19 protein-coding genes are annotated in these 21,613 nt (G+C 46.2%); 13 read left to right on the top strand and 6 right to left on the bottom strand.

Annotation, left to right across the window (positions count from 1 at the left end; all coding sequences use genetic code 11):
* The first annotated feature begins 2 nt into the window (after positions 1–2).
* Positions 3–263 carry a helix-turn-helix domain-containing protein gene (locus tag H9625_RS18085; RefSeq protein WP_394354955.1) on the top strand — a complete coding sequence of 87 codons (261 nt, stop codon included), beginning with the start codon at positions 3–5 and terminating at the stop codon, positions 261–263.
* 263 nt (positions 264–526) lie between these two features.
* Here H9625_RS18085 and H9625_RS15360 read toward each other — a convergent pair whose 3' ends face one another.
* Both H9625_RS15360 and H9625_RS15355 read right to left on the bottom strand, forming a co-directional pair.
* Positions 527–2,962: a DEAD/DEAH box helicase gene (locus H9625_RS15360; protein ID WP_191765191.1), complete on the bottom strand. Its 2,436-nt coding sequence runs from the start codon at positions 2,960–2,962 to the stop codon at positions 527–529.
* Positions 2,963–3,430: 468 nt separating this feature from the next.
* On the bottom strand, positions 3,431–5,014 hold the full coding sequence (locus H9625_RS15355; protein ID WP_022040976.1) for an MFS transporter: 1,584 nt from the start codon (positions 5,012–5,014) through the stop codon (positions 3,431–3,433).
* A gap of 137 nt (positions 5,015–5,151) precedes the next feature.
* On the opposite strand from H9625_RS15355, the gene H9625_RS15350 reads away from it, so the two are divergent.
* Entirely contained in the window at positions 5,152–5,670 is a 519-nt protein-coding gene (locus H9625_RS15350; protein ID WP_022040975.1) for a DUF3332 domain-containing protein, read from the top strand.
* Between the two features lie 157 nt (positions 5,671–5,827).
* Here H9625_RS15350 and H9625_RS15345 read toward each other — a convergent pair whose 3' ends face one another.
* On the bottom strand, positions 5,828–6,874 hold the full coding sequence (locus H9625_RS15345) for a DUF4831 family protein (protein WP_191765189.1): 1,047 nt from the start codon (positions 6,872–6,874) through the stop codon (positions 5,828–5,830).
* Between the two features lie 11 nt (positions 6,875–6,885).
* Complete coding sequence (locus H9625_RS15340; RefSeq protein WP_087406750.1) at positions 6,886–8,403, bottom strand: NAD(P)H-hydrate dehydratase; 1,518 nt, start codon at positions 8,401–8,403, stop codon at positions 6,886–6,888.
* A 102-nt stretch (positions 8,404–8,505) separates the two neighbouring features.
* Here H9625_RS15340 and hpt point away from each other — a divergent pair, with 102 nt between their 5' ends.
* The 8 genes from hpt (at position 8,506) to H9625_RS15300 (ending at position 14,444) form a co-directional block, all read left to right on the top strand.
* The gene (hpt, locus tag H9625_RS15335; RefSeq protein ID WP_022040972.1) at positions 8,506–9,042 is read left to right on the top strand and encodes a hypoxanthine phosphoribosyltransferase; all 537 of its coding nucleotides are present in this window, start codon (positions 8,506–8,508) and stop codon (positions 9,040–9,042) included.
* A gap of 29 nt (positions 9,043–9,071) precedes the next feature.
* Positions 9,072–9,641, top strand: a complete 570-nt coding sequence (locus H9625_RS15330; protein ID WP_022040971.1) for an adenylate kinase — start codon at positions 9,072–9,074, stop codon at positions 9,639–9,641.
* Positions 9,642–9,778: 137 nt separating this feature from the next.
* Entirely contained in the window at positions 9,779–10,951 is a 1,173-nt protein-coding gene (obgE, locus tag H9625_RS15325; protein WP_022040970.1) for a GTPase ObgE, read from the top strand.
* Positions 10,948–11,751: a peptidoglycan editing factor PgeF gene (pgeF, locus tag H9625_RS15320; RefSeq protein ID WP_225226466.1), complete on the top strand. Its 804-nt coding sequence runs from the start codon at positions 10,948–10,950 to the stop codon at positions 11,749–11,751. The genes obgE and pgeF overlap by 4 nt, the downstream gene beginning before the upstream one ends.
* 15 nt (positions 11,752–11,766) lie before the next feature.
* Positions 11,767–12,429, top strand: a complete 663-nt coding sequence (locus tag H9625_RS15315; RefSeq protein WP_191765187.1) for a B3/B4 domain-containing protein — start codon at positions 11,767–11,769, stop codon at positions 12,427–12,429.
* An 11-nt stretch (positions 12,430–12,440) separates the two neighbouring features.
* A complete protein-coding gene (locus H9625_RS15310) occupies positions 12,441–12,629 on the top strand; it encodes a hypothetical protein (protein ID WP_022040967.1) in 189 nt (62 codons plus the stop codon).
* Positions 12,630–12,772: 143 nt separating this feature from the next.
* Positions 12,773–13,378, top strand: a complete 606-nt coding sequence (locus H9625_RS15305; RefSeq protein ID WP_191765185.1) for a porin family protein — start codon at positions 12,773–12,775, stop codon at positions 13,376–13,378.
* 115 nt (positions 13,379–13,493) lie between these two features.
* Positions 13,494–14,444, top strand: coding sequence for an Rpn family recombination-promoting nuclease/putative transposase (locus H9625_RS15300; protein ID WP_191765183.1), 951 nt, complete (start codon positions 13,494–13,496; stop codon positions 14,442–14,444).
* Between the two features lie 259 nt (positions 14,445–14,703).
* On the opposite strand, the gene H9625_RS15295 is transcribed toward H9625_RS15300, so the two are convergent.
* Positions 14,704–15,483: a hypothetical protein gene (locus H9625_RS15295; protein ID WP_191765181.1), complete on the bottom strand. Its 780-nt coding sequence runs from the start codon at positions 15,481–15,483 to the stop codon at positions 14,704–14,706.
* 160 nt (positions 15,484–15,643) lie between these two features.
* Here H9625_RS15295 and H9625_RS15290 point away from each other — a divergent pair, with 160 nt between their 5' ends.
* Entirely contained in the window at positions 15,644–16,522 is an 879-nt protein-coding gene (locus H9625_RS15290; protein WP_191765179.1) for a helix-turn-helix domain-containing protein, read from the top strand.
* A gap of 46 nt (positions 16,523–16,568) precedes the next feature.
* Positions 16,569–18,626, top strand: a complete 2,058-nt coding sequence (locus H9625_RS15285) for a porin family protein (RefSeq protein ID WP_225226465.1) — start codon at positions 16,569–16,571, stop codon at positions 18,624–18,626.
* Positions 18,627–18,713: 87 nt separating this feature from the next.
* Here H9625_RS15285 and H9625_RS15280 read toward each other — a convergent pair whose 3' ends face one another.
* Complete coding sequence (locus H9625_RS15280) at positions 18,714–19,931, bottom strand: phosphoribosylaminoimidazolecarboxamide formyltransferase (protein WP_255376625.1); 1,218 nt, start codon at positions 19,929–19,931, stop codon at positions 18,714–18,716.
* Positions 19,932–20,083: 152 nt separating this feature from the next.
* On the opposite strand from H9625_RS15280, the gene H9625_RS15275 reads away from it, so the two are divergent.
* Entirely contained in the window at positions 20,084–21,355 is a 1,272-nt protein-coding gene (locus H9625_RS15275; protein ID WP_225226463.1) for a glycosyl hydrolase family 8, read from the top strand.
* Positions 21,356–21,613 lie beyond the last annotated feature (258 nt).

Genomic DNA, 21,613 nt, shown 5'->3' with positions numbered 1-21,613 from the left:
GGATGACCCTGATTCCGGGCTTCCACCGCCTTCCTCCGCCCTTTCCGCTACGCTCCAAGGACGGAGGAAGGCGGTGGAGGAGTTGCACTTCTAACTTGACGGTGGGCATGCTTTGTCATACTCAGTCTTCTATTAAGGAAATTGTCAATGAGCTGAAATTTCCTAATCTTTCTTTTTTCGGGAAATATTTCAAGGCGCACAAAGGCATGTCTCCCAAATATTACCGGACGGCATATCTCAACACTCAACTTTCGAGTTTATGAATATTATCACAGCCCCTCCCCATGAGGAAAGGTCGGGAGGGGCTGTGAAAAACTCATCCTAAACCAGCATACGATAAATTCAAAACAGGTTCTAGATCTCAACCTTTTTTAATCTTATTCTAGATAAGTAAGTGTGCAAAATTAAATGATATCACCAGAAACGCAGATTTTCTGCGTTTCTGAGCCGACACATTAATAAACTAATTCTCAACATCTACTTATATCGTCTGAAAACGTGTGCAGCCAACAGGCAGATTTGCTTTTTACTTTTTCTCACCGATGTGTGCCAATATGCTGCCCGCCAAGGTGAGGAAGTTGATGACACTTTCTTTATCAGGAACTGGAATGTGTAAAGTGGTCTTCCCGGTTTCCTTGTTTTCTTCTATCAGGCTTTCGGCGAGCCGGCGTGTGGCTTCGGGGGACTTGAGCGTTTGTACCAGTCCGTTGAAGAACGATACGCCTTGGCTGATCAGACGGCCGGCTTCTGGTGTTTCTGATGCACGTGTATATTCCGTTTGAGATAAAGATTCTTCATCAAACGTGTCTGCCTGTATGTTTTCTGCCGGTTTCTCGTCTTTTTCGGGAAGTGAAGCTGGCTTTTCCCGATCTTCTGGGTCAATGATGTCTCCGCTTTTCTTTTTCTCTTCGTTAGGCGATTCGGTTACAACAGACGCGATGTTTTCCATGATCTTATCCAGCTTGCTATCATCCAGGAAGATGCTGTCTTCGCCATTGTCCAGTATGCCTTCAAAGAGTGAAGTCTTAAAATTGAGGGTAGAAAGCATGCGTTCTTCGATGGAAGAGGGAGCTACCAAGTTGATGACCTGTATGTTTCGTTGCTGCCCGATACGGTAAATGCGGGCGATACGTTGCTCCAATACGGCAGGATTCCACGGTAAGTCGAGGTTGATGAGGATAGATGCGGCTTGGAGGTTCAGTCCTGTGCTTCCGGCATCGGTAGAGATGAACACACGGCTTTCGGGCAACGAGGTGAAGTTTTCCATCAGGTCTTTCCGTTTTTCCGAAGGTACACCTCCATGGAGGTATTCGTACCGGATGTTTATCTTGTCCAGTTCGGCAGCTACGAGCCGTGTCATGCGTTCCCATTGACTGAATATCACAACTTTTTCGTCACCGCTTTCGAACACGTTGTTGAGAATGTTCATTACTTCGTCTATCTTTGTGTCGTAGCGGCTCTTTTGGTCTAAGATATAGGTGCTGTCGCATACCATGCGCATTTGGCTCATCAGCAAAAGCAGGCGTTTACGGTCTTTTTCGCTCAGGAAACGTTGGCGGTTCCATTTGTAGACCAGTTGGGCAACTATGCTTTGGAACTCATCATGCATGTTCTGTTGCTCCTGGGTCATGGGTACGAACAACACTTTGTCCATACGTTGGGGCAACTGCAAGGCTACGTCTTTCTTTCTACGGCGTATCAAGATGTCGTGTAGTTTTTCACCTACAGTATTCAGCCCTTTATATCCCTTTACTTTTCCGGAATCCGATTTGATGACGGTTTCGTTGATAAACTTATAGTATGGTCCCAGACAATATTGGTCGACGAATTGCACTACCGAGTAGAGTTCTTCCAGTTTGTTTTCCAGTGGAGTCCCCGAAAGTACTACGGCATATTCAGCTTCGATGTGTCGGGCTGCTTTGGAAATTTTTGTGTTCCAGTTTTTAAGGCGTTGCACTTCGTCCATAATCAAGAAATCGGTTTGTAGCCCGTGCAAGATTTCGATGTCGTTGGATACACTGTTGTAAGATACTATCTTATAGAAAGGAGCTGCTTTATAGAGTGTTTTCCGTTTCAAATGGTTCCCTTCCACTACGATGGCTTGTGCATCGGTGAACCTTTCGATTTCTTTTTTCCATTGATACTTTAACGAAGTAGGGCAGAGCACTAATGCCGAGGATATGATGCCTTGTTTGCGCATCAGTTCGGCGGTGCCGATAGCCTGGATGGTTTTGCCCAGTCCCATTTCATCGGCTATGATGGATTTCCCGGCACGGTAGGCAAAGCGGATTCCCTCTTTCTGGTAAGGGAACAGGCGGACTTTGAGCAGGGAGTCTATTAAGGTGTCTGCCTGAGGTTCGGAAAGGAACTTTTCCCGTTTGCGCTTGTCACGTTGTTCTAAAATAAAGTCCATCGCGTCATCATACCAACGGAACGTATTATTGAGTTGCAGGGCTTTACTGAAAAAATCATTGATTGTATCGATGGCTTCGGGGCGCATGATACCTTCAGGTGTGAAATAAGGTTCGGCAAGCTTTTGGAATTCTTCGGAATTGTCTGTCCCTATGCGCAGGCGTACTTTCCGTCCCTTCCGGTAGGATAGGTAGACCGAAGTATAGGCTGGTGTATCGGTGCATGTCCGTTTGTGGGATTTTTCCAGCCAAAGCTTGACTGCTTCTATGTGTTTGCATGTGCCTAACTGGCTGGTTTTGAAATCCATGCACGAACAGTAGTTCCATGCGCTGAATGCTCCGCGATAAATCACTTTGTACGTATTGTGTGAAACCGGATTGTTTACGATATAATAGCCGGGATATTCTTGGGCGTTCAATTCTTGAATGCCGAAGTTTTCTTTTTCGGCGGCTTGCCTGCGCAGGGCGATTTGCCATTGTTCCAATGTCATATTGTCCGGCTTGTAGTGGTAGGATACCTTCTTGCTTTTGTCGGTTTTCTTTTTTGCCATTTTCTGATGGTTTTATAATTTTTCTATTTCTTCCTTAGCTGTTTTGAATTTATCGCGTTGGTACAAAAATACACATTTCTAGAAACAAAATGCATAAATGCTTCAATTTCTGATAGATTGGTTGTGAAAAAATATTCAGGCGATACGTTTGGTCGTTTTCTGGATTGCTTTTGTATAACGACATTATAGGGAAGAATCTTATGGCTATACATTAGCGGCATCAATATGTGCATTCAAGGCGCAGCCGGTTGTGTAAGCCCACGGATATAGGTGCATCGGCAAACGCATATAAGTCCATCTGGTGTAAGATTATTAATCTTCAGGCTGCAAGATTATTAATCTTACAAGCGGAAGATTAATAATCTTACACCAGACGAAGTTATCTGCGTTGAGAGAAGAAGAAAATAACAACGACCTTTTAAATCATCTGAATATGGTAAAATACAGTTTATACTATAGTATGTTTTTTTAAGCGCTTTTTTTGATATTTGACTCTTCCAGCCCGTAATGTTTATGGCTGTCTTCACTTTTCAGCATCCACGAGATGATGATGGCACACAAGCCAAAAAGTGCGAAGATGACCATGGGAATGGTATAATTGTAGCCGATAATGGCACCTGCTGCATTGTATTGGGTGGCAAAACGGTCGATGACATAGCCGATGAGCGTAGGAACCATGGCCAGACCGATGTTCTGTATGTAGAAGATGATAGCATATGCAGAACCCAACTGCTTCATTGGAATGATTTTAGGAACGGAAGGCCACATTGCACTTGGTACCAGTGAAAAGGAAATACCTAATATAATCATTACAACTACGGCAAACCACCAGTAGTTCATTACAGGAAGGGCGAAAAGTACGTGTACGGCAGTTAGCATCACCGAACCGATAATCATTAAAGTGGCGCCTCGTCCGATACGGTCGTATAATGTACCGAAGACAGGAGTCAGCAGGATGGTACCGAAAGGCAACAGTGCCGGAATAAGGCCGGCAAATGATTCGGGCACTTCGTATTTATAAATCATCAGTTTGGTGGCAAATTTCAGGAAAGGGAATACGCCGGCATAGAACATCAGGCAAAGCAGCGTGATGAGCCAGAAACCTTTGTTACAGAAGATAAGTTTCAGATCGGACATTTTGAAGCCTTCTTCAGGATTTTCTCCTGATTCGGCACGGGCGGCGGATACCGAAGCATCTTCCTTGCGGTCCATCACGCAATAGACCAGATAAGATGCGAAACCTACGCAGAGGGCAATGGCTCCGATAAGGACAGAGCCGGATATGTCGCCCATCATACGTGCAATGGGCAGGCTGGCTGCCAGAGCGATGGCGGTTCCGATGCGTGCCATGGCTACTTGAAGTCCCATGGCAAGTGCCAGTTCTTTGCCGGCAAACCATTTCACGATGACTTTTGATACGGTGATTCCTGTAATTTCTGCTCCCATGCCGAAAATGGAGAAGCCTAACGCTGCAATTACTACTTGCAGGTTCATGCCCCATAACATGGCATCGCCGAAATCGTTCTTTAGGGCATACCATTTAATCAGGGCGCCTGCAAACATCAGTCCCGACGACATCATGCCGGTGAAACGGACTCCCATCTTGTCTAAAATGATTCCTCCGAAAAACAGCATCAGCAAGAACACATTGATGTATCCGTAGGCCCCTGAGAAGAAACCGTATTCCGTGCTGCTCCATCCTTTACCTGTCGATACCGTGCTGATGGTCTTGCTGATGGTTTCCTGATTTCCGTTTATGTTTTCGATGTATTGGTATTTGGCTCCTTCTTCCAGTTTCTGTACCGTCAGGTCGGGAGCCGATAATGCATTGGCCTCGGCAAAGAGTTCCACTTTTGCCACCAGGCTGTCGGCAGGCATGGAAGTGTTGTCGGTGAAATAAACAACTTTGCCTTTCGTGGTGAGTAAGTTTTCAAGAGGAGCCATGACATCGGTAAGGAAATAGCCGCACATCATGGTAAACGACACGATGAACAGTGCCGTCCAGCGAGCGGCTTTCGAGTCGCTCAGGCGTTTCTGGATTTGTTCTTTCATTTGTTTTTTTATTTAATAGTTTTACATATTTGCTAAAATGTGCGACAAAGATACTTCTTTTTGGTGGTTTTTGTTTCTTTCCTTGAAATAAGTTCTATCTTTGTGGGTGTTATAATTAATTGCTAAAACTTGAATCGATGAAAAAGATGAAAGCGACAGCTGTGTGTGCTGTGTTAGGAGGATGTTTGTTATGTTCTTCATGTATTGGCTCATTCAGCGCATGGAATAGTCTGAAAGATTGGAATATGGGAATCGGACATAAAGCAGTCAATGAGCTTGTGTTTTTAGCTTTTCATATCATACCGGTATATGAAGTAGCTTATTTGGCAGATGTGCTTGTACTAAATTCAATTGAGTTTTGGTCGGGTTCCAATCCAATGGCTGATGTAGGTACGGAAAAAGTTATTCATGGAGAAGACGGAGAATATCTGGTCCGTACAAACGAAGACGGGTATACCATTACGAAATTGGGCGAAGTAGACCATCCGTTAAATTTAGTATACGATGCGGAGAAACGTACGTGGAATGTAGTAGCCGAAGGAAAGACTTATGAATTGATGACTATGAACGAGGATGGTACGGTAACTTACAAGCAACAGGATGGAACCTCAACGACGGTGATGCCTGAGTGGTTGAAGGAAACCGTAGCTGTATGATAGGCGGATTTTCAGTATATCTTAATATAGATGCGGATGCCGGTTGGTGCGGTGAGGCAGAATGAAAAAACAGCCTTGCCGTTCCAACCGGCTTTCTAATTGGAAAACGGATATATCAAGCCAAGAAAAACTTTTTGGAGAAATTCAAAACAGCTTCTTAGTCTTTGTCAATTTTCAGGATGCTTCCTGTCTCAGGATTGAAAACGACACGGGTGTTTACTTTCTTGAACAGGTCTTCTACCAGAACTTCGGTCGTTCCGAACTGTGTGATAGGGAGTTCGTCTTCGAATAAGGTCTTTCCTTCGTACGTGACGGTTACTTTCCCTTTCCCAGGTATGTTGTAGATGGCTCCTTCCAGTTTTTTCTTTTTCTTTTCGTTTTCTGTGGTAGCTGGAGGCAGTGGAACCGTGTTGGCTAAGCTGATATAGATGGGGGTACCCGCAAGGTCATCGGCAGGAAGTATGCCTAGCAGGCTAGAAAAACGCAAGGCTGTTTTATCGCTGAATGGCTCATTGGCAGGGATGCGGATGGTGAACACTTTGTCCTCGCGGTCGGTGGTTCCACTGAAGAGGCGGGTCAGTGCTTTCTCCTGCTTATCGAGGTTGTCGATGACCAGTTGTAGGGATGCACCGTCTTTGGGCATGGTGTCTGCTTGTCCTCGCAAGATGAGGTTCTTGCTTTCCCGTATGTTGTAGATTTCCTTAGCGGTAAGTTCTGCCATCTTTGCCGAAGACCCGGCCAGCAGTATTTCTTCGGTCATGTATTGGCGTGGGTTTTCGTGGTGTTGAGGCTTTTCCAGTACATATTCAGCTTTTTGTATGTCGGGTGCCGTTGTATTGATGGCTTTGATAAGTCCGTTGTTGGTCAGTTCCACGTTGCTCATGGCACTTTTGTCTTTCAGCTTGATGATGTAGGCTTTGGTAGAGTCGGGTACTCCTGCCGAGCGTACTTCTATCCGCTTGATTTCCCAGTGCATTTCCGGTTGGGAACTTATGTTGTTCATCCGCAGGTATTGGTTGGCATATTGGCACAGTTCTCCAGGCTGGTATGTAATGTGTGTGGCAATGATATTTACCTCCAGTGCCGTTTTCGGAAGGAAGTAGACAATTCCTTCATCGCTTCCGGGAGTGTAGTAGCTGATGTCTTGTGCAGCGATATGCGTCGCACATGCCAGCATGCTTAGTGCAAAAACGATTCTTTTCATGCGCGTATCTATTATTTAGTTTCACAGAGTTCTTTCCAGGCTTCGGGCAGTGCAGCGATGATGTCGCTGGCGGTCAGGCTGATTTCTCCGGTACGGCGGCAGGCTATGTCGCCGGCCAGTCCGTGTACGAATGTACCCAGCCGTGCTGCATTTTCTTGTGAGTGTCCTTGAGCCAGTAGAGCAAGTATGATACCAGTCAGCACGTCTCCACTTCCACCGGTTGCCATGCCTGGATTACCTGTGGGATTGAAGTAGAATTTGCCTTCCGGTGTGATAACAGTGGAGTAGGCACCCTTCAGTACGATATAGCATTGCAGGTAGGCGGCAAGTTCTTTAGCCTTGGTCAGCCGGTCGAAACTATCGTTGCAACGTCCGATAAGGCGTTCCAGTTCGCCAATGTGTGGCGTGAGGATGCTTCGGCGAGGCAAGCGGTTCAGATAGTTCCGGTGCGAACTTAAGATATTGATGGCATCTGCATCGAGCACGGCGGGAATGTAGCAATCGGCAAGCTGGTCGAAGGTGGCAAGTGCCGTTTCTTCTTCCTGCCCGATGCCTGGACCGATGGCTATCGCCTGATAGTTGTCAAGGTCGACTGGTTCGGCGAAGTAAAGTTCGTGCACGTCATTTTGTACCATAGCTTCGGGTACGGCTGTTTGCAGGATGTCGTGGTTGCATACAGGGGTATGTATGGTAAGCAATCCTACGCCTGAACGCAAACAGGCACGTGCTGCTAGGATGGAAGCACCAGCCATCCCACTCGAGCCGGCGATAAGCAGTGCATGTCCGAAGTTGTTCTTGAAAGCAAAACGTTTGCGCGGTTTGATGAGTTGGCTCATTTCACTAGCCTCCGTAATAATATAAGGAGTATCTGCTTGTGCGATGAACTCTTGGCTAATGCCGATGTCGAGTGTTTTCCATTCGCCCACGATGTCTTCGTTCTCAGGGAAAAGGAAAGCCAGTTTTGGTAACTGGATGCTCAGGGTCAGGTCAGCACGGATAATGTTTGTACGCAGGTTGTTGCTGTTGTCTTCTCCCATCAGTCCGGAAGGAAGATCAATGGAGACTACCTGTGCGTTGGAAGCATTGATGTATTTTACAACGGAGGCGAATCCGCCACTCAGCGGCTTGTTCAGTCCTGAGCCGAAAAGTCCGTCTACTACTACATCTTCAGCCGTCAGTTTGGGTGGTTCGAATGCGTTGCTGATTTCGTGATAGTCAGTGAATCCGCATTGCTGCAATCGCTGGATATTGGTCATGCAGTCTTCCGAAATGGTTCCTTTGATATTGAACAGGTAAATTTCTACCGGATAACTCTTGGAGAACAGAAGGCGTGCGACTGCAAGGGCATCACCTCCGTTGTTGCCCGCTCCGGCAAATACAACGATGCGGTGTGAACGATCCCACCTTTTGCTGATTTCATCGGCAATCAGCGAGGCTGCTTTTTCCATCAAGTTGATGGAGAGAATATTGTTATTGGCGATGGTATAGGCATCGGCTTCCTTTTGTTGGGTGCAAGTAAGTATTTTCATCTTTGTGTCATAATAGCTATTTGCGGGTAAAAGTACAAAAAAAGTATAGAAGTTTAAGGGAAAAATCGTATTTTTGTCGCAATTTTATAAAGAAGCGCCATTATGAACACAATCCAGATTAAAGATAAGCAGTTTAAGACTTTCATATCCGAAGCGTCCATTCTGAAGGAAGTGACACGGGTAGCCGGTGAGATTAATGCAGATTTGGCAGGTGACAACCCACTTTTTATCAGTGTCTTAAACGGCTCTTTTATGTTTACGGCAGATTTGATGAAACGTCTCACGATTCCGTGTGAAATCTCGTTTGTCAAGCTGGCTTCGTACGAGGGAACCTCTTCTACCGGAAAAGTGAAGGAACTGGTGGGACTGAACGAAAACATAACCGGACGTACGGTGGTGATTGTGGAAGACATCGTGGATACAGGCTTGACGATGCAGAGGCTGATTGAGACGCTTCGGGCGCAGCACCCGAAGGAAATACGGATTGCCACGTTGCTGCTAAAGCCCGACAAGCTGAAGGTGGACTTGGATATCCGTTATGTGGCAATGCGCATCCCCAACGACTTTATCGTGGGATACGGTCTGGACTATGAGGGGCTGGGACGTAATTATCGTGATATTTATTCGGTTGTAGAATAATCACTAATCAATAATATAAGGTAAAAAAGATGTTGAACATTGTAATTTTTGGTGCTCCGGGTTCGGGGAAAGGAACTCAGAGTGCACGTATCGTGGAGAAATACGGTTTGAACCATATTTCGACGGGAGATGTATTGCGTGCCGAAATCAAGAACGGTACGGAGTTAGGTAAAACGGCTAATGAATATATAAGCAACGGCCAACTTATACCGGATGCTTTGATGATTGATATACTTGCAAGTGTGTTCGATAGTTTCAAGGACAGCAAGGGAGTGATTTTCGATGGTTTTCCCCGTACCATTGCACAGGCCGAAGCTTTAAAGCAGATGTTGGCCGAACGCGGACAAGAGGTGTCGGTGATGTTGGATCTGGAAGTGCCGGAAGATGAGCTGATGGCTCGTCTTATCAAGCGTGGGCAGGAATCCGGACGTGCGGATGATAATGAGGAAACTATCAAAAAACGTCTGGTGGTATATCATTCGCAGACCTCTCCGTTGATTGACTGGTATAAGAACGATGGCAAATACCATCATATCAACGGTCTTGGCTCGATGGATGGCATTTTCGCTGACATTTGTAAGGCTGTGGATAGTCTGTAAGTTTTTGAGATTTTAAGTTTATAAGTTTTTTGAGTTTTTAAGTTTATAAGTTCTTGGACCATTTAGGCTTATGGGCTTAAAAACAAGAAACTTAAGAACTCAAAAACTTATAAACTCAAAAACTAAAAAATATTTTTATGGCAGAATCGAATTTTGTAGATTATGTGAAAATTTATTGTCGCTCTGGCAAGGGAGGACGCGGATCGGCTCATTTACGGCGGGAGAAATATATGCCCAACGGTGGTCCCGATGGAGGAGACGGCGGTAGAGGAGGACATGTCATTTTGCGCGGAAACCGTAATTATTGGACTCTGTTGCATCTGAAGTACGAACGTCATGTGTTTGCCGAGAATGGTGGGAACGGTTCAAAGAGTCGGAGCTTTGGTAAAGACGGTGCAGATAAGGTGATTGAAGTGCCGTGCGGAACCGTGGCATACAATGCTGAGACGGGCGAATATGTATGCGACATAACCGAACACGGGCAGGAGGTCATCTTGTTGAAAGGAGGTAGAGGAGGACTGGGTAACTGGCATTTCCGTACAGCCACACGTCAGGCTCCACGTTTTGCACAGCCGGGCGAGCCGATGCAGGAAATGATGGTGATACTGGAACTGAAACTGCTGGCGGATGTCGGACTGGTAGGCTTTCCCAATGCTGGAAAGTCGACACTGTTGTCAAGAGTGTCGGCGGCACGTCCGAAGATAGCTGATTATCCGTTTACTACCCTCGAACCGAACTTGGGTATCGTGTCTTATCACGATGGAAAGTCTTTCGTGATGGCAGATATACCGGGCATTATCGAAGGAGCAAGCGAAGGAAAAGGTTTGGGTTTGCGATTCCTGCGACATATCGAACGCAATTCTTTATTGTTGTTTATGGTGCCCGGCGATGCAGATGACATCCGTCATGAATATGATGTGCTGTTGAACGAACTGGCAAAGTTCAATCCCGAAATGCTTGATAAGCAGCGGGTGCTTGCCGTCACCAAATGTGACATGCTGGATGAAGAATTGATGGAAATGTTGAAGCCGACACTTCCAGACAATCTTCCTTGTGTATTTATTTCATCTGTGACCGGTATGGGTATTCAAGAGTTGAAAGACATCTTGTGGACAGAACTGAATAAAGAAGGCAATCAGTTGGAAGGATTGCGTCAGTCATCTATCGTACATCGGTCAAAGGACATCCATCTGTTGCAGGAAGAATTGAAAGATATGGATGAGGATTTCAGTTACGTAGAAGACGTGGATGATGAAGATGACTTCGAGTACGAGTATGAAGAAGACTGGGACGATGAACCGGAAAAATGATGGACAACAGGCTGACTGAAGATAGAAGGATGTTGAAATACGGTTTGACGGAGCTGTATTCCAACATTTTTTGTTTTTCGACGACCCGTCATGGCGGATATAGTCAAGGGAGTTACGCATCTTTCAATTGCAACGGCTATTGTGGGGATATGCCGGAAGCTGTTCTCAAAAACCGGGAATTGCTTAGTTCGCTATTGCCAGTGCGTGGTGAACTGGTTATTCCGCATCAGGTACATCAGACGGAAATACGAATCGTGGATGATGTATTCTTGCAGAAGGGTAAACCGGACAGGGAGGCGTTGCTCGAAGGAGTGGATGCTTTGGTTACAAATGTGCCGAAAGTTTGTCTTTGCGTATCTACCGCCGATTGTATTCCAGTCTTGTGCTATGATGTGCGTCATCGGGCAATAGCGGCTATCCATGCAGGATGGAGAGGTACGGTGGCACGTATTGTATGTAAGACTTTGAGTGTGATGAAAAAAGTGTATGGTACGCGAGGAGAAGATATATATGCTTGTATAGGTCCGGGTATTTCACAAGATGCATTCGAAGTCGGGGATGAGGTTTATGATATTTTTGATAAGGCTGGTTTTGATATGCCGCGTATTGCTGTCCGGAAAGAGAAGTGGCATATTGATCTTTGGGAAACCAACCGGATGCAGCTTCTGGAGTTTGGAGTGAACACTTCGCGTATTGAGGTCAGTGGCATTTGTACGTGGAAGAATAAAGATGATTTCTTTTCCGCACGGAGGCTGGGTATTGCTTCCGGACGGATTTTGTCAGGGATAATGATGTGTTGAAAAATTTAAAGACTTATGAAAATAGAAGTATCCGAAGAATTACATCGTGCTTGGCCGCAGTTTCGGGGAGCGGCTGTTTTTGCTACGGTACAGAATACGGTTTATAGTGCTGAGTTATGGAAGCGGATTGACGAGTTTACCGCCTTGTATCGCGCGAAATATACCGTCGATTCTATCAAGGAAATGCCTGCTATTCAGGCTACCCGACAGGCTTATAAGAAATGTGGGAAAGACCCCAGCCGCTATCGTCCTTCGTCCGAAGCGTTGTGCCGGCGCATCTTGCGGGGCATTCCGTTGTATCAGATTGATACGTTGGTAGACTTGATTAACCTGGCTTCTATTTATAGTGGGAATTCGATAGGAGGTTTCGACCGTGACAAAATTCAAGGCGATCGCCTGGTGTTGGGTATCGGACGAGCCGGAGAACCTTACGAAGGTATCGGCAGGGGCACACTGAATATTGAGGGTATGCCAGTCTATCGGGATGCCATTGGAGGTATCGGAACGCCTACCAGTGACCACGAACGGACAAAGATGAGCATAGACACTACGCACGTGTTGGCGATAATGAATGCGTATGGAGGAAGTGAGGGATTGGTTGAATCCGTCAATTATATGGTAGGGCTGATGAAAGAGTTTGCAGAGGCTCAGGATATAGAAATCGTTTATTTCGAATAAAACCAAAACGTATGGATATAGAGAAAATTTTAGCGGAAGGTATTATCTTTAAAGGTGCTGGCTTGAAAAAGGAAAAAGAAGAAAAGGTAAAAACGAAAGCAAAGAAGAAAGCATATATAACCGGAACACATGGATCTGGTTCAGCAAAAATGAAGGCAGAATATCGCCGCCGCCGTGCCAATCGGCATAAAAACGGGTAACCGGATGCATACATATATCCGCATCGGGGAAGAAACTTTGTCGAAACGTAGCGATTTCTGTGCAATATCACCGATTTTTGTTTTGCATACCGATTAAAAACCTTATATTTGTTCTATGCAAAACAATCTAAAATGATAAGCGTATGAAAAAGTTATTTCTGTTAGCGGTATGTATGTTGTCGATGCTTACGGTGTCGGCACAGATGAGGCCGACGATGATGTTCGAAGTGGGCATCGGCATGAGTGGCTGGACGGGAGATGCGGCAAAAGGTTCGAATGCCATTTTTAATCCGCGTGTAGGTGTTACAGCGGATGTCCCCTTGAACGAATGGTTCTCTTTCCAGCCCGGGCTGAGCTGGGTCTCGAAAGGTGCGAAGATGGAAAATGATGTGAAAGTCAATCAGAACTATTTTCAGGTTCCTTTGATGGCTGCGTTCCACATGCGTGCTACCGATAGCTTCGACCTTGTGTTTACGGCAGGTCCGTATATAGCTTGTGGCGTGAATGGTAAAACGGAGGTTGACGTAGATGATATGACTACTTCATGGAAAACATTTAAAGATGCAAGTGTGAGCGGCACTCAATTCTGGGAGGGCTTCCGCCGCTTCGATGCCGGCATCGGAGTCGGTGTTGCGCTCGATTTCCCACACTGGATAGTAGGCGTGGATGCCGATTTCGGTTTGTGTAAGGTTTGTAAGGATGGTCCACGTAACTATGACCTCTTCTTCAGCGCAGGCTTCAAGTTTTGATAATTTTATATGGAAACGAGGATGAATAATAAGGAACAACATCCTCGTTTTTCTTTCTGTATGTTGTCGTTCCCAATTAAATTCGTATTTTTGTGAAATTTAAAAACGATAGGATATGAAGAATAATCTCATTCGTTTCGATTGGGCGATGAAACGTCTGCTCAGAGACAAGAGTAATTATGTCGTGCTGGAAGGATTTCTGTCAACTCTATTGGGAGAAGACTTGCACATCGTACGCTTCCTGGAAAGTGAAGCAAACCAGACAGAAGTGAATGACAAGTTTAACCGTGCTGATATGCTGGTGGAAGACGAGCAAGGGCGGCTTCTTATTATTGAAGTGCAGAACAACCACGAGTTAGATTACTTTCACCGGATGTTGTATGGTGTGTCGAAAACTATTTCTGAGTATATTAACCTCGGCGATGATTATGATAAAGTAAAGAAAATCTACTCCATTAATATCGTGTACTTCGAATTGGGACAAGGGAAAGATTATGTCTATCATGGGAAAACCATATTCCGGGGGTTGCATGACCCAAATGACGTATTACAACTTTCCATACGGCAGAGGGAAAGGTTTATTGGAAAAGACGCCGGAGATATTTTCCCAGAATATTACGTGCTACGTGTAAATGACTTCGATAAAATAGCTAAGACACCTCTTGATGAATGGATAGAGTTCTTCAAGACGGGCAATATAGATAGTTCGGCTACCGCTAAGGGTTTGCCTGAAGCACGGGAGCGGCTCCGGGTGGATTCGCTTTCCGACCAAGACAGGCGTGCATATATCCATGATATGGAGGCTTTGCGCTACCAACGGAGTGTTATTAAAACAGGCTGGTATGAAGGTCGTGCCGAAGGTTTGAAAGAAGGACGTGCTGAAGGTCGTGCTGAAGGGCTTGCGGAAGGAGAGGCTAAAGGCAGGGCAGAAGCGAAGGCGGAAAGTGAAAAGGAAATGGCTTTACGCATGAGAGAAATGGCAAAGAAGATGAAAGAAGCAGGTATGCCTGTTGAAACCATTGCCCATTTTACGCAATTGGCATTGGAAGAGATTGAGGAATTATAAAGGAGGAAATAAGCCAAGGAAAAGGGAGCTGCTAATGTAACTTCCGAAAGGTGAAAAGACTTGATTTTAAAGAAAAAGGACTGGAAGAAATTCGATGAAGAAGAAACTGTTTTGAATTTGTCGTGTGATGATTTGGAATGACTCAAAAATCTCCCAAAGCACACACGAAAATAATGCACCAAGGCGAGAAAACTTTTTGGAGAAATTCAAAACAGGTTCTAAGATTCGGCATTTCATTCAATTCCCTTCCTTGTTCTGCTTAAAAATCGAAAAAAGGTTCGGGCTTCTTGACGCCTTTTTTACTGATGGGCATGTAGTGGAGCTGCTTGTCTCCCGTGTCCACTACGATGCAAAGCGAATCGTTCCATTCCTGCAAGTTGGCGAGTCCGGAGATGTCGCACGAAAAAGTGCCGGCTTCATAGCGATACTTTTCCCAACCTTCTGGCACGTGGGGGCGATAGCAAAGCTCCAAGCGTAGCGTGTCTGGGCTTTGGCGGGCAGGGTCGTATACCAAGTCTATGGGAATGGATGCATATTCGTAATGCGTGTAAAGGTCGTGAGTAATTGTTGCGAGCGTGGAGAAATCGAAATAACCGCAGTACGCTCCGTAAGAGTTGGAAAAATAAAAGTTCTCGTCTACGCTGCAACTGTCCGGATGCGTGATGCCCCGTTTGTCCGCTTCCGCTTTACTGATGGGGTGGATGACCTTGTAGGTTTCCACAATTCCTACCCTTGCGTTGTCAATGATAGTGAAGCCGGGAGTGCGGTCGCTAAAGAACCGGTTTTCTTCTTTGAACGACAGGCTGTAGTAAGCCCGTTCGTATTTGTCCAGTCCTTTGCCGTAGCAGATGGCGACTTCGTTTCTTCCGTCCGAAAAGAGGTAATAGCCGTCTTCGTCGTTGCCTACGATAGTGCCTCTATTCATCATACTGAGATACCCTCCGTTGTCGATAGTCAGGTCGTGGCAGGATACCAATCCGAATGCGCAGACGAAAAGCGTCCACGCATAGATGCTGCAAGAAAATCTCTTTGTTTTCATCTTTGTCCTGAATAAACGTTTCTTTTCGGCAAAAATAGGCAAAAAAAGGAAGCGTAACGCATTATTTGACCGAAAACGGCATAAGCCGTATAAAAGCCGTTGGGGCTTTCGGACTATTTTTACTATTTTTGCCGTATGAAATACAATCGGGAAAAATGATATGAACAGGAGAATCTTATCTGTTGGAGTCTTTATGGTGTTGATGCTCTCGTCTTTGTTGGCAGGGCGTCAGGGGTATTGCGGTGCCAAAGAAGCGATAACCGCCGACTTGAACCAGGCTTTGTTGCGTATGTTTGAAGAAAGGCAGGAGGATATCGTCACGCAAGACTCCATCCGGGCATACAAGCGGCTTAGGCAAGTGTCGGACGGAGAAGTATGGCTTGCCATTGCCGACCGGAAGTTATGCCGTAATTTGAAGAACCGGAAGCTGAAAGACAATGCCTTCCTTTCGTTTCATATTGTTGATGAGGCTTATCCCGGCAAGTTCCCGGAAGCGGATGTTATCAGCAGCGATACGTTGATAGTGAACAATGAAGCGACCGGAACGACGCTTGCCGTGAAAAGTTACGCACGCCTTTCTGCAATCGGTATATTCCGTATGTCCGACCAGCGTTGGTCGTCCTTGCTGGCTTTTGCTGCGTTGCTTTGGGCGGCGGGAACTGCATTTCTTTTTCGGAAGAAGGAGACGCCTGCTGGTACCGTCAGCTATGGAGGGCTTTCTTATTCGCCCGAGGACAAGTGTTTCTATGACGCAAGCCATGCGTTTGTCCACTTTACTCCGATGCAATACCGATTGATGTTGATGCTATGGCAGGCTCCTTCCCATTCGGTATCGAAAGAAGAGATATGCGCCCTGCTTTGGCCCAAGAAAGCGGATGCCAACGATACGCTCTATACCTTGGTGAAACGGTTGAAACCGATTCTTGAGGCATGTAGCGAATTGCAGCTTGTCGCTCATAAAGGAAGAAGCTATGCGCTGGAAATCAAATCGAAAACCAGTTGTCAGCCAAATGTCAGGAAGATGTCAGCTACATGTTAGGTGAGTGTGTAGCCTTCGAACGTATTTTTGTGTCCGGACTAAAAACATGGACACAATGAAACGTATCAACATCTTGCTGGTCTTATTCGTATATGCCCTCGTTGGCTCGGCACAGAATGAGACGAAGACTATCGAACTTGGAGAAGTAGAAATAAAGGCGGCTAAAGTAATTCATAAACCCGACGGGCAAATTATTTATCCCACCGAAACGCAGAAAAATGCATCGCATTCGGGGTATAGCATTCTGCAGAAGTTATCCTTGCCCAATATCCGTGTGGATGAGGTTTCGCAAAGCCTCTCTGCCATCGACGGACGGGGAAGCATCCAGTTGCGCATCAATGGCATTATTGTAGGACGGGAAGAAATGCTGGCGCTTTCTCCCGGAAGCATCAGCCGGATAGACTTTATCGACAATCCCGGGGTGAGATACGGAGAAGGAATCGCATACGTTATTAACATTCTGACCCGCCGGGCGGATAGTGGATATACGGTCGGCATTGATCTGACCCAGGCACTGACTGCTAAGTCGGGCAATGATTTAATTTACGGAAAATGGAACGCCGGGAACAGCGAGCTTTCGTTGAGTTATAATTTCGGATACAAGGACTTTAAGGGAAACCGGACGAATGAAACAGCTCATTACCGGCTTACGGACGGGTCGGTCCGTACCATTGGGCGGAACGACATCGCTTCGCGCAGCCGGAGTTTTAGCAACGGCTTGCAATTGAAATACAACCTTGCCGATTCTGCCGATTATGTGTTTCAGGCTTCACTGAATGCCGGTTTCTCGCATGTCCCCGACAATTATAACCGGAAGCAGATTCTGGAAGGAAACGAGGAATACCTTGCCACGCAATGCGAACGAAACCGTAGCTCCAGTCCGGTCTTGGATTTGTATTTCTTTAAGCAATTGACTTCCCGTCAGTCGCTGACACTGAATGCCGTAGGGACGTATATCGCCACTTCGCTCCGCAGCAGTTACGATGAGGGTGCGCCGTATGCATATCAGGTGGAAGGGAAGACTTATTCCCTGATGAGTGAAGCCGTTTACGAGAACCGGCTCAAGCCTTTTACGTTTACTGCTGGGGCAAACTACATGCAGAAATACACGAAGAATAAGTACACGGGTGATGTAAATTCCGTCAATCCGATGCATAACCGCAGCGTCTACGCTTTTGCCGAGATAAAGGGGAAACTTGGTCCGATAAGGTATGTGGCGGGAGTAGGCGGCAGTTATTTGGATTACCGCCAGCAAGCGCACGATTATCAGTACTGGCTGTTCCGCCCGAAGGCTTCCGTTGCCTACAATCCAGTGCAAGCCGTCCAGCTGAAATATGATTTCCAGATAAGCGAGCATGTTTCGCGGGTGGCGATGATTAGCAATACTTCTATCCGCAACAACAGCATGGAATGGACGCTGGGCAATCCCGATATCCGCCCCAACCGCGAGCAAGCGCATACTTTTCAGATTTCGTACACGCATCCCCGCTTCCAGTCTTTTGTCCAGGCATACGGAAAACGTTGCCACCAGCCGAATATGGCTACGTATATCCGGACCGAAGACAACCGGTTTGTGTACACCCAACTCAATCAAAAAGAAATCGATGTGCTTAACCTGATGCTGTATGCGAATGGTTGGATAGTCCCCGATAAGCTTTCGATAGCGTTATCTGGTACGCTTTTCCGCTGTTTTAACTTCGGCGAAGACTATACGCATTGCAAGACGTTTTATTCGGGTACAGCCAATGTGCAGGCTTACTTAGGCAAACTTACCCTTTCGGCATTCATGGACAGCGGTTTCCGTTTCCTCGAAGGTGAGACCGAAGGATTCAACAGCTCGTTTGTTTCTCTGAACGCATCCTACCGGTACAAGAACCTGAACTTGTCGCTTGTCTGGCAACAACCGTTTAGAAACCGTTACAAGCAATTCCAGTCGGATGTGTACAACCGTTATGTCCGGAAAACGACTGCTCTGCATTGCCGTGACTTGGGCAATTTCGTGAGCCTGAACATTGCATGGAAATTCTCACAGGGAAGGGCATATAAAGATGTCCGGCGGAACATTGAACAGAAAGCGGATAAAGATACCGGCATCTTGAGGTAAAGCAAAATAGAACACAAAGGCACAGAGCATATATTTTTGTAGAATATAAAACTCTGTGCCTCCGTGTCTCTGTGTTCGAAATTAATATTAATGATGGAACAGACGGATACCTGTAAACGCCATCGTGATGCCGTATTTATCGCATGTTTCGATGACATGGTCGTCGCGCACCGAACCTCCTGCCTGGGCGATGTATTCCACGCCGCTCTTGTGTGCACGTTCGATGTTGTCGCCGAAGGGGAAGAAGGCATCCGAGCCTAACGATACGCCTTTCAGCGTGTCCAGCCAGGCACGTTTCTCTTCGCGGGTCAATACTTCGGGCTTTTCGGTAAAGAACTGTTGCCAAACGCCGTCAGCCAATACATCATCGTGATCATCGCTGATGTATACGTCGATGGTGTTGTCGCGGTCGGCACGGCGGATTTTCTCTACCCAAGGCAAGTTCAATACTTTCGGGTGCTGGCGCAGGTACCAGATATCGGCTTTGTTTCCGGCAAGGCGGGTGCAGTGGATGCGGCTCTGCTGGCCGGCGCCGATACCGATGGCTTGTCCGTCCTTCACATAGCACACCGAATTCGATTGGGTATATTTCAGGGTGATAAGCGCAATCATCAGGTCACGCTTTGCCGCGTCGGGCAGGTTCTTGTTCTGTGTCGGGATGTTGGCGAAGAGTTCCTCTCCGTTCAGCTTGATTTCGTTGCGTCCCTGTTCGAAGGTGATGCCGAACACGTCTTTGTGCTCGATGGGAGCCGGACGATATTCCGGGTCAATCTGAATGACGTTGTATGTACCTTTACGTTTCGCTTTCAGGATAGCCAACGCCTCTTCGGTATAGCCCGGAGCGATAACGCCGTCCGAAACTTCACGGTTGATGAAGCGGGCGGTCTCTTCGTCGCACACATCGCTCAGCGCGATAAAGTCGCCGTAGGAAGACATGCGGTCGGCACCGCGGGCACGCACGTATGCGTTAGCGAGGGGAGACAACGGCAGATCGCCTACGAAGTAAATCTGTTTCATCGTTTCGTCCAGTTCCAGCCCGATGGCGGCACCGGCAGGGCTAACGTGCTTGAATGAGGTAGCGGCAGGCATGCCGGTCGCTTCTTTCAGTTCTTTCACCAACTGCCAGCCGTTCAGCGCATCAAGGAAATTGATGTATCCCGGACGTCCGTTCAGCACTTCCAGCGGCAGTTCTCCTTCTTTCATATAAATACGTGCTGGCTTCTGGTTGGGGTTGCAGCCGTATTTCAGTTCGAGTTCTTTTGCCATAAGCATTTGTTGTTTAAAATGTTTATTTTCGGCAAATATACGAAAAAAAACGTATCCCTGTACCCCGATGTAACATACAGAATAATCTTTGTAACATTAATATAGGAGAAAAGTCATTTGTTTTGTTTACGTTTGCCGGCAGTAAATGATTTTTGAACCTTAACAAGTATATTTCAATTATGAAAGAACAAATGAAAAACAGAATTTTCGGAATGCTTTTCTTGGTGTTATTAGGATTGCCGTTCTTTTCCGTATTGGCTTCAGTTCCGGAAACGCAGGATTTGCTGCAAAGTCCTTGGACGGAGGGGGCTTTCGACACAGGGAAATATCGTAATATTTTTGCTGAAATGGGCTACAGTTCTCAAGAAATTGATGCTCGGGTGCAGTCGGTTTTCGATGAAATCTTTTCACCGGAGAACAAGGTTTATGTTGAACCCGATGACTCTACAGCATATATCTGTGATATAATACATGATGATGTGCGTAGTGAAGGTATGTCATACGGTATGATGATAGCTGTGCAGTTTGAGAAAAAAGACATTTTTGACCGGCTTTGGCGTTGGACCAAGACTTATATGCAGCATAAGGAAGGAGCTTCGGAAGGTTATTTTGCCTGGTGTTGCCGGAAAGACGGGAGTCATATCGATGGAGGGTCGGCTTCGGACGGCGAGCTTTATTTCATTACCTCATTAATTTTTGCTTCGAACCTGTGGGGAAATGATACGGGTATTGATTATCTGGCCGAAGCTCAGCATATACTGGATTGTGCCATGGAAAAAGATGGAACAGATAGTGTTATGCCGCTTATTCATAAAGAACACAAGCTTATTACGTTTGTCCCGAATAAGTTCGGTTATGGTTTTACCGATCCTTCTTACCATTTGCCTGCCTTTTACGAAGTTTGGGCACGTTGGGCTGACGATGGACGTGCTGCATATTGGAAAGAATGTGCCGAACGCAGCCGCCATTTTTTGCATAAGGCAGTTCATCCTGTTACAGGGTTGACTCCTGATTATAGTAACTACGACGGAAGTTTGATGCATAAAGGTTGGATGATAGGCGATGCTTTCCGTTTTGATTCTTGGCGTGTGCCGATGAACATTGCGCTTGATTATTCGTGGTCATGTGCCGACCGGGAATGGCAGCATGCATACGGCAATAAGATTCAGGATTTTCTGTATGGACAGGGGATTGATACGTTTGTCAATCAATATAATGTGGATGGCACAATGTTGCCAGACAGTTTGCAAATGGGAAAACCTTCTCATGCGCCAGGACTTGTGGCTACGGCGGCCGCTGTATCGCTGGTCTGCACACATGCCAAAAGTCGTGAGTTTGTGCAGCGTTTGTGGGATAGTCGTCCTACTCCAGGTTTCAATTATTACTACGATGGATTACTCCGTTTATTCGCTTTTATGCATTTGAGCGGAAAGTATCGGGTGATATTTCCAGTACAGCGGTGATTTATACTATGCGCGGTATGCATTTGTGCATTTGTTGATGTCACAGTTAAAGTGTGCTGTCTCCGTTCCGTTCACCACGCATTACTAAGCTGTACTTTATCATATTCAGATGATTTAAAAGGTTGTTGTTATTATCTTCTTCTCTCAACGCAGATAGCCTCGTCTGGTGTAAGATTACTCCGTGTGGTGATAAATGTACTAAAATCTGTTAAGTCCGCTGGTGCAGCTTTTCTAATGGAATGAAAGCGACTAAATTTG

Source organism: Phocaeicola intestinalis (assembly GCF_014837065.1).
GTDB lineage: Bacteria > Bacteroidota > Bacteroidia > Bacteroidales > Bacteroidaceae > Phocaeicola > Phocaeicola intestinalis.
This window is presented reverse-complemented; position numbering and strand designations above follow the sequence as displayed.